This is a genomic window from Acidovorax sp. T1, from assembly GCF_002176815.1.
Lineage (GTDB): Bacteria > Pseudomonadota > Gammaproteobacteria > Burkholderiales > Burkholderiaceae_C > Acidovorax.
On record NZ_CP021648.1, the window covers coordinates 2,055,403 to 2,070,089 of the forward strand.

Annotated in this window: 16 protein-coding genes and 1 pseudogene; 9 read left to right on the plus strand and 8 right to left on the minus strand. The window is 63.1% G+C overall.

The annotated features are described in order from the left end of the window. Positions 1-35: 35 nt before the first annotated feature. Positions 36-842, plus strand: a complete 807-nt coding sequence (locus tag CCX87_RS09585; protein WP_087745833.1) for an SDR family NAD(P)-dependent oxidoreductase — start codon at positions 36-38, stop codon at positions 840-842. Between the two features lie 79 nt (positions 843-921). Here CCX87_RS09585 and CCX87_RS09590 read toward each other — a convergent pair. From CCX87_RS09590 to CCX87_RS09605, 4 genes and pseudogenes are all read right to left on the minus strand, one after another. Beyond that, positions 922-2,329, minus strand: a pseudogene (locus CCX87_RS09590) (MATE family efflux transporter). After that, positions 2,326-2,829, minus strand: coding sequence for a MaoC family dehydratase (locus CCX87_RS09595; protein ID WP_087748268.1), 504 nt, complete (start codon positions 2,827-2,829; stop codon positions 2,326-2,328). Before CCX87_RS09595 ends, CCX87_RS09590 begins: the two are co-directional and overlap by 4 nt. Positions 2,830-2,869: 40 nt before the next feature. Continuing rightward, positions 2,870-4,129: an MFS transporter gene (locus tag CCX87_RS09600; RefSeq protein WP_087745835.1), complete on the minus strand. Its 1,260-nt coding sequence runs from the start codon at positions 4,127-4,129 to the stop codon at positions 2,870-2,872. Continuing rightward, complete coding sequence (locus CCX87_RS09605; protein WP_087745837.1) at positions 4,119-4,619, minus strand: MarR family winged helix-turn-helix transcriptional regulator; 501 nt, start codon at positions 4,617-4,619, stop codon at positions 4,119-4,121. Before CCX87_RS09605 ends, CCX87_RS09600 begins: the two co-directional genes overlap by 11 nt. Before the next feature lie 73 nt (positions 4,620-4,692). On the opposite strand from CCX87_RS09605, the gene CCX87_RS09610 reads away from it, so the two are divergent. Beyond that, positions 4,693-5,244 carry a PaaI family thioesterase gene (locus tag CCX87_RS09610; protein ID WP_087745839.1) on the plus strand — a complete coding sequence of 184 codons (552 nt, stop codon included), beginning with the start codon at positions 4,693-4,695 and terminating at the stop codon, positions 5,242-5,244. Continuing rightward, positions 5,241-5,654: a lactoylglutathione lyase gene (gene gloA / locus CCX87_RS09615; protein WP_087745841.1), complete on the plus strand. Its 414-nt coding sequence runs from the start codon at positions 5,241-5,243 to the stop codon at positions 5,652-5,654. Before CCX87_RS09610 ends, gloA begins: the two co-directional genes overlap by 4 nt. A 113-nt stretch (positions 5,655-5,767) precedes the next feature. Here the strand turns inward: gloA and CCX87_RS09620 are convergent, their stop codons facing one another. After that, positions 5,768-6,304, minus strand: a complete 537-nt coding sequence (locus tag CCX87_RS09620; RefSeq protein WP_087745843.1) for an OmpA family protein — start codon at positions 6,302-6,304, stop codon at positions 5,768-5,770. 59 nt (positions 6,305-6,363) lie between these two features. Here CCX87_RS09620 and CCX87_RS09625 point away from each other — a divergent pair, with 59 nt between their 5' ends. Both CCX87_RS09625 and CCX87_RS09630 read left to right on the plus strand, forming a co-directional pair. Next, positions 6,364-6,957, plus strand: a complete 594-nt coding sequence (locus tag CCX87_RS09625) for a gamma-glutamylcyclotransferase (RefSeq protein ID WP_198314695.1) — start codon at positions 6,364-6,366, stop codon at positions 6,955-6,957. A gap of 104 nt (positions 6,958-7,061) precedes the next feature. Then, the gene (locus CCX87_RS09630; RefSeq protein ID WP_087745846.1) at positions 7,062-7,592 is read left to right on the plus strand and encodes a superoxide dismutase family protein; all 531 of its coding nucleotides are present in this window, start codon (positions 7,062-7,064) and stop codon (positions 7,590-7,592) included. A 48-nt stretch (positions 7,593-7,640) separates the two neighbouring features. Here CCX87_RS09630 and CCX87_RS09635 read toward each other — a convergent pair whose 3' ends face one another. Then, a complete protein-coding gene (locus CCX87_RS09635; RefSeq protein WP_087745848.1) occupies positions 7,641-8,222 on the minus strand; it encodes a nucleotidyltransferase family protein in 582 nt (193 codons plus the stop codon). 38 nt (positions 8,223-8,260) lie between these two features. Here CCX87_RS09635 and CCX87_RS09640 point away from each other — a divergent pair, with 38 nt between their 5' ends. The 3 genes from CCX87_RS09640 (at position 8,261) to CCX87_RS09650 (ending at position 10,792) form a co-directional block, all read left to right on the plus strand. Then, positions 8,261-8,440, plus strand: a complete 180-nt coding sequence (locus tag CCX87_RS09640; protein WP_087745850.1) for a hypothetical protein — start codon at positions 8,261-8,263, stop codon at positions 8,438-8,440. 488 nt (positions 8,441-8,928) lie between these two features. Then, on the plus strand, positions 8,929-9,594 hold the full coding sequence (locus CCX87_RS09645) for a GDSL-type esterase/lipase family protein (protein WP_157667119.1): 666 nt from the start codon (positions 8,929-8,931) through the stop codon (positions 9,592-9,594). 112 nt (positions 9,595-9,706) lie between these two features. Then, positions 9,707-10,792, plus strand: a complete 1,086-nt coding sequence (locus CCX87_RS09650; RefSeq protein ID WP_087748270.1) for an IS630 family transposase — start codon at positions 9,707-9,709, stop codon at positions 10,790-10,792. Positions 10,793-11,125: 333 nt separating this feature from the next. Here the strand turns inward: CCX87_RS09650 and CCX87_RS09655 are convergent, their stop codons facing one another. Both CCX87_RS09655 and CCX87_RS09660 read right to left on the minus strand, forming a co-directional pair. Next, a complete protein-coding gene (locus CCX87_RS09655) occupies positions 11,126-13,411 on the minus strand; it encodes a xanthine dehydrogenase family protein molybdopterin-binding subunit (protein WP_087748271.1) in 2,286 nt (761 codons plus the stop codon). An 11-nt stretch (positions 13,412-13,422) separates the two neighbouring features. Further along, positions 13,423-13,881 carry a (2Fe-2S)-binding protein gene (locus tag CCX87_RS09660; RefSeq protein ID WP_087745854.1) on the minus strand — a complete coding sequence of 153 codons (459 nt, stop codon included), beginning with the start codon at positions 13,879-13,881 and terminating at the stop codon, positions 13,423-13,425. 165 nt (positions 13,882-14,046) lie between these two features. Between CCX87_RS09660 and pdxH the strand changes: the two genes are divergently transcribed. Continuing rightward, positions 14,047-14,685, plus strand: a complete 639-nt coding sequence (pdxH, locus tag CCX87_RS09665; RefSeq protein WP_087745856.1) for a pyridoxamine 5'-phosphate oxidase — start codon at positions 14,047-14,049, stop codon at positions 14,683-14,685. The last annotated feature ends 2 nt before the right edge of the window (positions 14,686-14,687 follow it).

A 14,687-nucleotide genomic window follows, 5' to 3' on the forward strand; every position in this document is an offset into this window, starting at 1 on the left:
TAGCGCAACCGCCTGCGCCCGCACCACCGATCCGTATGAAACTCCTTAAACCGACGACCTCATCTTCGATCCACTTCGGGCACAAAGACAAGGTTTGCATCATCACCGGCGGTGCCCAAGGCATTGGCGAGGCCTGTGTCCGCCGCTTTGCGGCTGAAGGTGCCAAACTGGTGATCGTCGATGTGGACGATGTACGCGGCCAGGCCCTGGCGCAGGAACTGGGCGCGCTGTATGTGCGCTGCGATGTGGGCGATAAATCGCAGGTGGATGCACTGGTGGCCCAGACCCTGGCGGCCTACGGGCGCATCGATGTGCTGGTGAACAACGCGGGCATCTTCCGCGCTGCAGACTTTCTGGACGTGACCGAGGCAGACTTTGACGCCGTACTGCGGGTCAACCTCAAAGGCTCGTTCCTGGTCGGCCAGGCGGTGGCGCGGGCCATGGCGGCGCACCATGGCGGTCGTGGTGGCGGCGCCATCGTCAACATGAGTTCGGTTAACGGCGTGCTGACCATTCCCAGCATCGCGAGCTACAACGTGAGCAAAGGCGGCGTGAACCAGCTCACGCGGGTGATGGCGCTGGCGCTGGCCGACAAGAACATCCGTGTCAACGCTGTGGCCCCCGGCACCATCGCCACCGAGCTGGCCGCCAAGGCCGTGCTGACCAGCGACGAGGCCAAGCACAAGATCATGAGCCGCACCCCCATGAAGCGGCTGGGCGAGCCGTCGGAGATTGCCGATGTGGTGGCCTGGCTGGCCAGCGACGCTGCCAGCTATGTGACCGGCGAAATCGTGACCGTGGATGGCGGGCGCATGACGTTGAACTACACCGTCCCCGTCTGATTCAGTCTGCAGAATACTACTGAATTGATAGCTGCTAGCGCTTTCTGCATAAGCGTTAGCGGCCATTTTTACCCTATTTTTATGCCTGCGGCATGCGCCGCAGCAAACCCGCCATGCTGCGCGGCCAGCCGACCGGGCCGAACCAGGCACCGCCCGCAACGGCCCAGGCGTTGACAGCGCCGTAGAGCACCAGGGCCACGCCCTGCGCCGCAAACACGGCCGCCAAGCCACTGCCCCAGCGCAGCGCCAGCCAGCCACCGGTCACCGCAATGGCAAGCCGCACGATGTTGCCGATCACCGGCCAGAGCAGGCGCCCTGCCCCTTGCGAGGCAAAGTACAGCACCAGGCCCAAGCCGAAAAAGCCATACACGGGGCCGACGGTGCGCAGATACAGCGCGCCCGCCTCCAGCATGGCGGGGTCGCTGTTGAACAGCGACAGCCACGCGTTGGGAAAGGCCGCCGCCCACAAGCCAATCGCCTCGGCCATCACAAACGCCATGGCCGCGCCGATCCAGGTGGCGCGCAAGGCGCGTTCGCGCTGGCCCGCGCCGATGCAGGTGCCCACCATGGCCACCAGCGGCGCGCCCAGGCCAAAGACCAGCGGCACCAGCAGATATTCGAGCCGCGACGCCGTGCCATAGCCCGCGATGGCTGCCGTGCCAAAGCCGCCCACCAGCGCGGTGGTGACGCCAATCGCCAGGTTGGTGGCCACGGTAGAGACGGTGCCCACCAGCCCCACCCGCAAAATGTCCTTGAACAACACCCACCGAAAACGGATGTGCGTCAACGACGGCCGCAGCAGGCTGCGCGGCGACCACAAATACGCCGCCAGCACCGCGCTGCCGACCAGGTAATACGCCATCAACGCAATGGCCCCGCCGGCAATGCCCAGGCCGGGCATGGGGCCCCAGCCAAAGATGAGCAGTGGCGACAACGGTACCAGCACGAAGGCGCCCAGCACCGTCACATACGCCGGCACCGCCATGTTGCCCGTGCCCCGGATCACGGCCGACAGCGTGTTGAACAGCCACACCAAAAACGCGCTCGCAAACACCCAGTTGGAATAGACCAGCGCCGCGTCCAGCGCGCCGCCAGTGCCGCCCATGCGGGTGTAAAGCCAGCGCCCTCCTCCCACCACGCCCACGGTAAAGACCAGCGAAAACACCGCCGCAATCACCAACGCGTGTAGCACCAGCGCATCGGCATGCGTCCCGCCGTCGGGCCCCCAAAGCACGGGCGATGGCCGATGCGATGCCGCCGCCCATGGCGCCCGCAGAGGTCATCTGCATCAGCATGACCACCGGGAACACCAGCGCCATGCCCGCCAGCGCATCGGTGCCCAGCTGGCCAACAAAATAGGTCTCGATAAGCCCGACGCCCGCCTGCGCCAGCATCACCAGCACATTGGGCGCGGCCAGCCGCAGCAGCGTGGGCGCGATGGGCGCCTCCAGCAGCATGCGGGTGCGTGGGTTCAGTGCATCGGTCATGCAGTCACCGCCGCTGCGCCAGGCCGACGCGGCACCACGATGCGCACGGTGGACAGCTGCAGCACATCGCCGTGCTGGTTGCGGGTCTCGCTGCGCACGGTGACCATGCCACGGTCCGGCTTGGATTTGGAGGGCTGGATCTGCACCACCTCGCTCACCACATGCAGCACATCGGTGGCGCGCGTGGGCCGGGGCCAGCTCAGCTCGCCCCCGGCTCCGATGATGCCGCCCGCAATCGGCAGGCCGCTGGTCACCTGCAGGCGCATGGTCACGGCCGCCGTGTGCCAGCCGCTGGCGGCCAGGCCGCCAAACAGGGTGGCGCGGGCTGCGGTGTCGTCCAGGTGGAAGGGCTGTGGGTCGAACTGTGCAGCAAAGGAGATGATCTGCGCCTCGTCCATGGCGTACTCGCCACTTTTGAATCGGTCGCCCACCGTCAGGTCGTCCAGATAAATCAGCGGGTTGCCTGTCGTTGAGGTGCAGCTGGCGTGGGTATCCGTCATGTCATTGGCTTTCATTCAAGGGGATGGATGCCTTGTGGGCTCAGGCGGCGGTGGCTGCCGGGCGCACCGGGCGTGCTTCGCGGATGGGCAAATGGACCAAAGCGGCCCCCACGGCCAGCACGACGTCGATGTACCAGACCCAGTCATAGCTGCCCGTGGCCTGGAACACGGTTCCGCCCAGATAGGCACCAAAAAAGCCGCCAATCTGGTGCGCCAGCATCACGATGCCGAACAACATGGCCATGTTGGCCGTGCCAAACATTTTGGCAACCAGGCCGACCGTGGGCGGCACGGTAGACAGGAACGTCACGCCCATGACCGCCGCAAAGACCAGCACCACGGCGGGTGTCTTGGGCGCAAACAAGAAAACGAGCACCGCCAGGCCGCGCGTGGCGTACAGCAGCGACAACAGCGACTTCATGCGCCAGCGGCCCACAGCCCAGCCCATGGCAAGGCTGCCGACGATGTTGAACAAACCAATCATGGCCAGTGACCACCCACCAATCTCGGGCGGCAGACCACACGCGGCGATGACACCCGGAAGGTGCGTGGCCAAAAACGCCACGTGAAAGCCGAACACCAAAAAACCCGCTGCCAGATAACGGTAGCTGGGCATGGCCAGCGCCTGGGCAATGGCTTCGCGCGCCGTCAGCGCCTTCTGGCCCGATGCGGCGGCAGCCTGCGCGGCCATGGCATTGGAGTTGCCCTTGAGCACCCACACCGCAGGCAGCGCCAGCAGCACCAGCACCCCCAGCCACTGCATCGCACTAGCCCAGCCCACTGCGGCTGTCAGGCCAATGGCGATGGGCGCCATCGCAAACTGCCCGAACGACCCGCCTGCGTTGACGATGCCGCTGGCCAAACCGCGCTTGCTCGCAGGCACCAGCCGCGCCGTGGCCGCCATCACCACCGACGGTCCGGCCATGCCCGCACCGCCAGCAGCCAGCACACCGATGGCAAAAATCAGGCCCGCCGTTGTGGTCATGTAAGGCGTTATGAACGTGCCCAAAGCCACCAGCGCAACGCCCAGCAGGATTACACGCCCCGTGCCAATGCGGTCGGCCACGGCGCCCGCAAAGGGCTGCGTCAGGCCCCACCAAAGCTGACCAAACGCAAAAGCCAGGCTGATGCTGCCAATGCCCAGCCCGGTGGAGGTGTTGAGCGACGACAGGAACAGACCCATCGTCTGGCGCGTGCCCATCGTCAGTGCAAACGCGCCTGCGGCGGCCAGCAGCACCAGCCACAAGGTCCACGGTGCGCTGGATTTGGCTGCCGCTTGAGGGGTGTTGTCAGTCGTCATGGCCAGCGTCCTGCGCGGGCAATGCCGCCAGCAAGGCGAGCGAATCATCCACCAAGGCGTGCAAGGCCATCACGCGCTCCACGCCCAGCGTTTCGTTCAGCGCAAGCTGGGCCGCCTTCCAGTGGCGCTGCGCCTCGGCACGCTTGTCGCGACCCGCGTCGGTGATGTGCACCAGGCGGCTGCGGGCATCAGCGCCCGCATCCAGCGTCACCCAGCCCGCATCGACCAAGGGGCGCAGGTTGCGGGTCAGCGTGGAGGCATCCATTTTCATGGCCACCGCCAAGTCGCCGGGGCGGATCGGCCCCAGCTTGAGCACATGCGACAGCAGCGAATACTGCGTGGTCTTGAGCCCGCACTGCACCATTTCGGCGTCGTAGTGGGTCGCCACACGGCGCATCAGCTGGCGCAGCTTGAAGTTGGTACAGCCCTGCGGCAGCGCCTGGGTGGCGGTCGGTACGCCAGAGTCCATGGTGGAGATGTTGGCTTGCATGGATTTGATTGTATCTGCAACAATTGCATGTGCAACATATCCATTTCAACCACAACTGTGACCAGGACACCCCATGACCCAACACAACCACCTCGAACACTGGCTGGCGCAGGAGCGCGACATCCTCGCCACCCTGGACGCAGGCCCCGGCCCGGGCGTGGCCAGCCGCGAGCAGATCGCCCACCTGAACGGCCTGCAGCAAATGCAGGCCATGCTGCGTGGCGAGCTGCCCTATGCCGCTATTGCCAAGACGCTGGATTTTTTGATCGTCGAAGTGGGCGAAGGCACCGCCATCTTCCAGGGCACGCCCCGCGCCGAGCACCTCAACCCCATGGGCACCGTGCACGGCGGCTGGTTTGCCACCCTGCTCGACTCGGCCCTGGGCTGCGCCGTGCACACGCGCATGGAGCCGGGGCGTGGCTACACCACGGCCGAGCTGGGCATCAACCTGGTCAAGGCCATTACGCCCAAGGTGCAGCGCGTGCGCGCCGAAGGCCGCGTGATCCACAGCGGGCGCCAACTGGCCACGGCCGAGGCGCGCCTGGTGGGGCCGGATGGCACGCTGTATGCCCACGCCACCACCACCTGCCTGGTTTTTGACTTGCCGGCACAATCGAAAGGATGAAATTCCTCCACACGATGCTGCGCGTTGGCAACCTTCAACGCTCGATTGATTTCTACACCCAGGTGCTGGGCATGCAACTGCTGCGCCAGTCCGAGAACCCCGAGTACAAATACTCGTTGGCGTTTCTGGGATTCGAGGGCGGCAACCCCAGCCAGGCCGAGATCGAGCTGACCTACAACTGGGGCACCGAGAGCTACGACCACGGCAATGCCTATGGCCATATTGCGCTGGGCGTGCCTGATGCCTACGCCGCGTGTGAAAAGATCCGGGCCGCCGGCGGTAACGTGACGCGCGAAGCAGGCCCGGTCAAGGGCGGCACCACGGTGATCGCGTTCGTGACCGACCCGGATGGCTACAAGATCGAGCTGATCCAGCGCGCCGATGGCGCTGCCGGTGCGGGGCTGCGGTAACTGGTTACTATTAATTAGATAGCTGCTCGCGCTTTATGGATAAGCGCTAACAGCGTATTTGACCAATAAAAAACCCGGCAATGCCGGGTTTTTTGGTAAAGGCAGGTTCGCGATCACTGGGCGCTCAAGGCCACTTCCACGCGGCGGGCTTCGGCGTTGCTGCCGCTCGCCGTGGTTTCTTCGGGCTTCTTGAGCTCGATCTTGTCTTCGGCCACGCCCAGCGCTGTCAGGGCATCGCGCACGGCAAAGGCGCGCTGCTTGGCCAATTCGGCGTTCAGGGCCGCATCGCCGGTGGCGTCATGAAAGCCTGAGACGACTGCCTTTTTGCCTTCGGCCACACCCTTGACAACGTCGGCCAGGGCTTCGTTGGCGCCTGCAGCCAGGTCGGCCTTGGCGCTGGCAAAGTAGAACTTCACCACGCCGTTTTCCACGCGCACGCTGGCGCCATCGGTGACCACTGCGCCAGCGACGGGTGCTGCTGGCGCGTTGCTTGCTTCAGTGGTTGCGGCCAGCTTGGGCGCTGCGGGGCCGCGCACCTGCTTGACCACCGCGGTGCCCACCACCACAGAGATCACCAACGCAATCAGTGCAAACAGAAAACCGAGGGCAAAACGTTGCTGGCTGTCGTTGTCCGAGCTCTTGAAAGACATGGTGCAGAACTCCGTAAATAATGGTTTGCTGGATAAGGCCGCGATTCTAAAGTGTTGCCATGACGATGCACCCCGTACCCCACCGTGACCCGGCACCCATGCTTGAGCGCGCCCTGCAGGAATGGGGCGACCGCAGCGATCTGTGGGTGTTCGGCTATGCCTCGCTGATCTGGCGGCCCGATTTTGACTATGCCGAGCGCCGCCCCGCCACGGTCCACGGCTGGCACCGGGCGCTGAAAATGTGGAGCCGCATTAACCGCGGCACGCCCGAGTGCCCTGGCCTGGTGTTTGGCATGCTGTCGGGCGGCAGCTGCCGTGGCATGGTGTTCCGCGTGGACAAGGCACATGCCCGACAGGTGATGATCAACCTGTGGCAGCGCGAGATGGTCACCGCCGTGTACGACCCGCGCTGGCTGGTGTGCCACACGCCCCATGGCCCGGTGCAGGCGCTGGCCTTCACCCTGTCGCGCAAAAGCCCCAACCACACGGGCGAGCTGCCCGACCACGAGGTCTGCCGCATTTTTGAGCAGGCCAGCGGGCGGTATGGCACGACGCGGGACTACGCCCAGGCCACGTACGACGAGTTGCGCAAGCACGGCATTCACGACAGGGCTTTGGCCCGGTTGATCGCATTGGCAAAAAAAGACGCGTAATTCGCGACCGTCCCCGATACGATGGCGGTCACTGCAGGCAGGCATCGTCAACGATGTCCACGCCGTGCGGTGTTCTTCGGCATCTGTTCAAAGGAGTGTGGGTCATGAATCCTCGTTTCACCCTGTCGATTCTGTCGTCGCTGGTGGCTGCTGTCGCCCTGGCAGGCTGCGCATCGCACCCCGCGGGCAACCGCGCCGCAGCCAAACTGGAGCCCACCCGCGGCAGCACGACCACCGGTACCGTGACCTTTGTCCAGACCGGCGGTGGCGTGCAAGTGTCCGGGGAAATCCGCGGCCTCAAGCCCGGTGCCGAGCATGGCTTTCATATCCACGAAAAAGGCGATTGCTCCAGCGGCGACGGCATGAGCACGGGCGGCCACTTCAACCCCGGCGGCAAAGCCCACGGCCACCACGGCATGGGCGACCACCACACCGGCGACCTGCCCAGCCTCAAGGCCGACGCCAACGGCGTGGCCACGTTGAACTTTGAATCCAGCACCATCCGCGTGGGCAGCACCGACAACAACATCGTTGGCCGTGGCCTCATCGTGCACCGCGACCCCGACGACTACAAAACCCAGCCCACCGGCAATGCAGGCCCACGCCTGGCCTGCGCGGTGATTGCGGCCCAGTAAGCCAAACACCCATCTAACCAAAGCCGCTGCACCGTGCAGCGGCTTTTTTCATGGGCAGGATGAAAGAAGGCGTGCAGCCAACAACGCCTCAGCCCGCTCCAACGCCTGTACGGTGTCAATGTCCGTCACCACACCCTCGTCCTGCACCGGCACAGCCAGTCCCCGCCCCTGCCCCGCCCACTGGCGCACCACGGGCGCGGCCCCCTTTTCACCCTGCAGCGCCAATAAGTCAGGCAAGCAATCCCGCCCAAACGCCACCGGGTGCCCCCGCTCGCCCGCAAACTCCGGCCACGCCACCACGGCCCGCTGATCCAGCAGCACCTGCGCCATGGCCTGCAGCGTGGCGGGCTGCACCAGCGGCAAATCGCCCGGCAACACCATCCAGCCCGCCGCATCCGCTGATCGGGCCGTGTGGCGCACAGCGGCGGCAATCGAATCACCCATACCCGGGTGCTCAGCATCCTCCACATGCCACGGCAAGCCGCTGGCGCGCACGGCATCCAGCGTGTGCTGCAGCACAGGTTTGCCCGCCAGCAAGGCTTGCAGCTTGTGCACCGTACCGCCGGATGCTTTAAAGCGTTCGCCCCGGCCAGAGGCGAGGATGAGGACGGTGGGTGGTGTCAGTGGCATGGGTGTGGGAAAGGCTTGGTGCTGAAGCCAGCCGCATCATGGCATCCCTACGCAGCAACGGCTGGGCCGTGACCGGTAAACTGCGCCGAGATCAGCCGGACATCTTTGCGCCTGGAGAGCTGCTGCACCACTTGCAGGACGCGATTTTGGAGGCGGTGAAAGAGGCGATGACGCGGGTGATGTTGGGGAAAGAGGTGCAATCTGCGCGGTTGAGATGAAGTGATTACAGAGCAGCAAACGCGCCACCTCGTCTTTGGTTAACGCGCTGGCAATGCGGCGTTTTTGGGGGGGCGGTTGATGCCGTTCAGCCAGGGCAACTCAATAGCAAGCACTTTCCGGTAAAGAGCATGGCTCCTCCACGGCCCGACCAACGAATGAAGAAGCGGACCAGTAGACATATACCTGCTCGGTGCTGAGGCTATAGTGCAGCGCAGCTGGTCCAGAACTCGGGTGGACTGCAGCACAGGGGTGCTGAGTTTCACAGGTTTTTATAACTGGACATATATCCAGCATATTGAATAGCAAGCCACTTTCAGGAGGGACACATGACCAACTTATTTTGCTCTGGACATTGCGTTAGCGGGATCGGAGATTACTGAACTTCCATTGCTAAAGAAAGGAGCACTATCTTGACCAAAGACCAAAGACCAAAGACCAAAGACCAAAGATTAATGTACTGATTGCATCAGTACTTCTGAATATCCTGTTGGCGGGACTTCAATTCACCCACTACCCCACATCTTTCTATAACAAGTACGTTCTGAAGTCGGACCCAGAGATCAAGTACTCACTTGAACGCTTCACCTTTCACTATTTGCCAGAGACCAATAAACCTAGAATTGCGTTTCTTGGCGATTCTATTGTGGAAGCAGCCAATCTCCCGGAATTGCTAGGGCGGAATGATATTGTCAACCGCGGGATTTCTGGTGATAATTCTATTTGGATGCAGAACAGAACGAAGTATCTCCTTTCTAAGAAGCCAAAGTATTTGCTAATTGAAGGGGGAATCAATGACATAAATCGCAAAACTCCGGTGAAAACAATTCTTGAGAGTAAAGTCGCAATTGTTGATTTCTGTAAGAAGAATGACATCATACCAATCCTAGTAGAAGTCATTCCTGTGACCAGAGAACCAAAGGCTAAGTTACCGGCAAGTTCCTCAGAAATCAACAACGAAGTGAAGCTTTTAAATCAGCTAATTGGTGAATATTCACTCAAAGAATCAATTCCACTGGTTCATATGACAAATGGTCTGTCTGATGGTGAATACCTAAAGACCGAACTGTCTACAGATGGGGTTCATCTGAACACAGAAGGTTACGCATTCTTTCGAGAGAATATTTTGAAAGTACTAGCGAAACTTGGCGCCTAATTGTGATGATTTTAGAAAAAGGACCAAGCTAATGTAGTGTTTGATTCTTAATGAAACTTAATTGAGCAACCACGCTCCAATGCTCTACTACGGTTTGCATTGGAGTGAAAAATTGCGAGTTGCCCCGACGATTGTGTTGACGGATGAAGAGGAAAGCGAGCTGAGCCGGCTGGCGCGCTCCAAGCGCACCAGCGTCAGATTGGCCCAGCGCGCCCAGATCGTGCTGCTGGCCGCGCAGGGGCTGCAAAACAAGGATATTGCCGAGCAGCTTGGCATTGGGCGCGTGCAGGTGGCGCGCTGGCGTGAACGCTACCTGCAATTGGGGCTGCAAGGTATCGAGCGCGACTTGCCGCGCGGCGCACCGCCGGTGAAGGTGGATGTGGCCAAGCTTGTGAAGCTAACCACACAGACCAAGCCCGAGGCGGCCACGCACTGGAGCACGCGCACGATGGCCGCTGAGTTGGGCGTCAGCGCCAGCACCGTGATGCGCCATTGGCAGGCCCACGGTCTCAAGCCTCACATCGTGCGCGGCTTCAAGGTCTCGCGCGATCCGCAGTTCGTGCAAAAGCTCGAAGACATCGTGGGGCTTTACATGTCGCCGCCCGAGCATGCGCTGGTGCTGTGCTGCGACGAAAAGAGCCAGGTGCAGGCGCTGGACCGAACGCAGCCCGGGCTGCCGCTCAAGAAGGGGCGCGCGGCCACCATGACGCACGACTACAAGCGCAACGGCACAACCACCTTGTTCGCTGCGCTCAACGTGCTCAACGGTCAGGTCATCGGCCAGTGCCAGCAGCGCCACACCCACATCGAGTGGCTGAAGTTCCTGCGTCAAATCAATCGGGAGACGCCCAAGGACAAGACGCTGCATCTGATCGCCGACAACTACGCCACGCACAAGCATCCAGCTGTGCAGGAGTGGCTGGCCAAGCACCCCAGATTCAACATGCACTTCACGCCAACCTCGGCATCGTGGCTGAACATGGTCGAGCGCTTCTTTCGCGACATCTCCGAGAACCGGCTACGCCGCGGGGTGTTCACCAGCGTGCCCGAACTCGTCTCGGCCATCGATGAGTACATCGCGCATCACAACACCAACCCCAAGCCGTTCATCTGGACCAAGAACGCTCGCGACATCCTGCAAAAGGTCATCCGCGCCAATAGCCGATTAAGTTCCAAACAGAATGCAACACTACACTAACATCTAGATCAACCTGACTTATTTGGCTGTCACGCCCCTTGCAAAGCAAGGGTCGCGCCAGCCAAAACGCAGGTTATCTAGGCGTTGAACGACTGCTTTCCCCTTTGAGCATCGACCGCTCCCGGTCGACAGGGAACGCTCGGAACGGACTTATCGACCGACAGCACCCACTACATTGCAGTCACCTCACCACAGTATTCCCAAGGATCGAAATGGGTCAAAAGCTGCTCGCCTGAGCAATGCCCGGCACGCCAAACTCATGCCACTGAATCCGCCGCCATAAAAAAAGCGCCGGGCTTTTTCAAACCCGGCGCTCTCATTCCATCCAGTCCCTCAAGCCAACTTAAACGGCAACTCCCGTGGCGTCTTGCCCGTGATCTGGGCAATGGCATTCGCAAACGCCGGTGCCAGCGGCGGCACGCCGGGCTCGCCCATGCCCTTGGGCGGGTCGGCACTGGGCACGATGTGCACAGTCACCTGGGGCATGTCGGTGATGCGCGGAACGGGATAGTCGCCAAAGTTGCTTTGCTCCACCACGCCGTCCTTCAACGTGATGGCGGCGCCCGGCAGGCACATGCCCAGGCCCATCAGCGCCCCGCCCTGCACCTGGGCCTCGACGCTTTTCGGGTTGACCGCCAGGTTGCAGTGCACGCCGGCTGTCACGCTGTGCAGCTTGGGCGTGCCGTCTTTGACGGACGCCTCGACCACATAGGCCACCACCGACTCGAACGACTCGTGCACCGCCACGCCCCAGGCGCGGCCTGCGGCCAGCTTCTTCTTGCCGTAGCCCGACTGGGCCACGGCCAGTTGCAGGGCGGCCTTGTGGCGCGGGTGCTTGTCGCCTATCAGGGCCAGGCGGTAGGCCACCGGGTCTTGTTTCGTGGTGCGGGCCACTTCGTCGATCAAGGTCTCCATGGCGTAGGCCGTGTGGGTGGAGCCCACGCTGCGCCACCACAGCACGGGCACATTCACATCAGGGTGGTGCACCGACAGCTTCATGGGCACGTCGTAGGGCTCCTTCATGCCCTCGGTGGTCGTGGCGTCGATGCCGTTCTTGACCATGAAGGCCTCGAACGGCGAGCCCTTGGTGATGGACTGGCCGACGATGGTGTGGTCCCACGCCAGGATTTTGCCCTGTGCGTCAAAGCCGATCTCGGCACGGTGCACATGCATGGGGCGGTAGTAGCCGCCCTTGATATCGTCCTCGCGGCTCCACAGCGTGCGCACCGGGGCGTTGATGCCCGCCGTGCGCGCCGCCTTGGCCACGCCGCAGGCCTCCACCACATAGTCGCTGGTGGGAATGGCGCGGCGGCCAAAGCCACCACCGGCCATCTGGACGTGTACCTTCACGTTCTGCGGCTGCAAGCCCAGCGTCTTGGCGGCGGCCATGGCGTCCAAGCCCGGCATCTGGGTGCCCACCCACAGCTCGGCCTGGTCACCATCGAGTTTGACGGTGCAGTTCAGCGGCTCCATGGGCGCGTGCGCCAGATAAGGGAACACGAACTCGGCGCTGATCTTGTGGGCAGCGCCCGCCAGCGGCGCCATGTCGGCCTGCATGGCCACGTTGCCGGGCTTGGCGGCCAGCTCGCGGAACTGCGCCAGCAGCGCGGTGGAGTCGGGCTTGGAGACCGCGCTGGTGTCCCATTCCACCTTGAGCGCATCACGCCCCTGCTTGGCAGGCCAGTAGCCGTCGGCCACGATGGCGACGCCCTCGCCGCCCCGGTCGGTGGGCACGCGCAGCACGGCTTTCACGCCCTTGATGGCTTTGGCGGCACTGTCATCCAGCGACTTCAGCTTGGCGCCGAACACCGGCGGGTGCGCCACTACAGCCGTCAGCATGCCGGGCAGGCGCACGTCAATGCCAAAGGCCTGCTGGCCGCTTGACTTGGCCTTGGCATCGAGCCGGCCCGTGGGCTTGCCGATCAGCCGGAACTGCTTGGGGTCCTTGAGCGTGACCTTTTCGGGAACGGGCTGCTTCATGGCGGCTTCGGCCAGCGCGCCGTAGCCCAGCTTTTTGCCACCGGGGCCGACGACGAAGCCCTTGCTGGTGCGCAGCGCCGAGGCATCCACGCCCCACTGCGCGGCAGCCGCCGCCACCAGCATGGCGCGGGTGCGGGCGCCCAGCTCGCGGTATTGGGTGTAGGAGTTTTTGATGGAGTTGGAGCCACCGGTGAGGTGCATGCCAAACGCAGGATCGACATAGGCCGGCGTGGCATCGCCGTGCACGCTGCGCACCTTGCTCCAGTCGGCATCCAGCTCTTCGGCCAGGATCATGGGCAGGCCGGTTTGCACGCCCTGGCCAAACTCCAGCCGGTTGATGGTGACGGTGACCGTGCCATCGGCGTCAACGCGCACAAAGGCCGAGGGCTGCTCAAACGGCTTGAGACCTGCGGGCGCAGTGGTTGCCGCAGCGCTCTGCGCGCCAGCCACCAGTGGAAACGCGCCCAGCGCAAAGCCCGACGCTGCCGACAGCTTGAGAAAGGTGCGGCGTGCCACGCCGTCTGGCGCATCGAACGCTCCTGAATCAGTAGCGCCTTGCGCTTTCTCCATAAGCGCTTGAAGGTGTTTTGGCATGAAGCGGTGTGCCTGACCGTGCAGGGCGTTGGAATCGAAGTGCATGGTTTTCTCCTTCAAGCCAGGGTTTTGGCAGCGTCGTGGATGGCGGCGCGGATGCGCACATAGGTGCCGCAGCGGCACACGTTGCCCGCCATGGCGGCGTCAATGTCGGCGTCGGTGGGCTTCTTTTGGCCTTTGAGCAGCGCGGTGGCGCTCATGATCTGGCCGCTTTGGCAGTAGCCGCACTGCGCCACATCGTGCTTCACCCAGGCTGCGTGCACGGCCTGGCCCACCTTGTCCTGGGCCACGGCCTCGATGGTGGTGATCTTCTGGCCCGCCGCCGCCGAGATGGGCGTGATGCACGAGCGCACCGGCGCGCCGTTCAGGTGCACCGTGCAGGCGCCGCACAAGGCCTGGCCGCAGCCAAACTTGGTGCCAGTCATGCCCAACGTGTCGCGCAAGGCCCAGAGGATGGGGGTGGATTCATCGGCGTCCACAGCCGTGTCTTTGCCGTTGATATTGAGGGTGGGCATCGTGGGTTCTCCTGGGGGAAAGAGGTAATTCATGGGGTGCACGCAGGGGCGCGCATTCAGCCAGCATGGCACATTACGCCTTTTGTGCATCCCTGCGCTCGCAGAAGGTTACTTGGTGCATCGGCTGGGCCGCCTGCCTGCACATGGGCGTGCACAATCGTGCCCATGACCACTTCCATTGCCGACCTTCGCAAGAGCTACGAGCGCGCCGAACTCAACGAAGACGCCTCGCACGCCGCCCCCCTGCAGCAGTTTGACCAGTGGCTGAAAGAAGCCATTGCATCCGAAGTGCCCGAGCCCAACGCCATGACCGTGGCCACCGTGGGCAGCGACCTGCGCCCGAGCACCCGCGTGGTGCTGATCAAGGGTTATGACGAGAGCGGCATCGTCTGGTTCACCAACTACGACAGCCGCAAGGGCCGCCAGATTGCCGGCAACCCGTATGTGGCGCTGCAGTTCCACTGGGTGGAGCTCGAACGCGTGGTGCGCATCGAAGGCCTTGTGGAAAAGGTCAGTGACGAAGAAAGCGACGACTACTTTGCCAGCCGCCCGCTGGACTCGCGCATCGGCGCCTGGGCCAGCCCGCAAAGCCAGGTGATCGCTGGCCGGGGTGTGCTGGTGGCCAACGCGGCCAAATATGGCGCGCAATTCATGCTCAAGCCGCCCCGTCCGCCGCATTGGGGTGGCTACCGCCTGAAGCCCGACCAATGGGAGTTCTGGCAAGGCCGCAAAAGCCGCCTGCACGACCGACTGCGCTACCGCCAGGAAGGCGACGCCTGGGTGCGCGAGCGCCTGGCGCCCTGAAC